Origin of the sequence: Vulcanisaeta sp., from assembly GCF_049966235.1 — an archaeon.
Lineage (GTDB): Archaea > Thermoproteota > Thermoprotei > Thermoproteales > Thermocladiaceae > Vulcanisaeta > Vulcanisaeta moutnovskia.
Window position 1 is genome coordinate 1 of record NZ_JBMFVA010000079.1, and the last position, 634, is coordinate 634.

Here is a 634-nt window from a genome sequence, read left to right on the forward strand (position 1 = left end):
CCTATCTCACCCGATGCAGCTCGAGATGAAATCTCGGGCGAAGGGCTAAGAGAGGGAAATCTATCCTCTCAATGAGGCCATGTACAGGAGCTTCCAGACGCCTAGATGGGCGGGCCTCGTCCCAGGAGCGGCACTTAAGCCGCCTGGTGGATGGCTCGGCTCGGGCGCCGAAGAAGGGCGCGGCAAGCGGCGAAATGCCTGGGGGAGGCGCATGCAGCCGAAGAACCCAGGATTCCCGAATGGGACCTCCTGACGCGGGCGAACAGCTCGCGTCGCTCCGTAAGGAGCGGGAACCCCCCGAACGGAAACATCTTAGTAGGGGGAGGAGGAGAAACCAAAATGGGATTCCCTGAGTAGGGGCGACCGAAAGGGGAACAGGCCAAACCAAACCCCCATGCGATGAGTATGGGGGGATGTGGTGTTGCGGGCCTGCAGCTGGGCTCCGAGCCCGGGAGGCCGACCCAGAGAAGCCGAAGTGGGCTGGAAAGCCCTACCGTAGAGGGTGATAGTCCCGTAGGTTAATCTCTGGGGGCCTCCGCTGCAGGCCAGAGTACCCCGGTCTGGTTTGACCGAGGGAAGCCGGGAGGCATCAGCTTCCAAGCCTAAATACGTCCCGAGACCGATAGCGAACAAG

At 61.8% G+C, this 634-nt stretch carries 1 rRNA gene; it reads left to right on the forward strand.

The window, feature by feature from the left end:
• Positions 1 to 122: 122 nt before the first annotated feature.
• Positions 123 to 634, forward strand: a 23S ribosomal RNA gene (locus tag ACP5L5_RS11805); the annotation flags it as partial.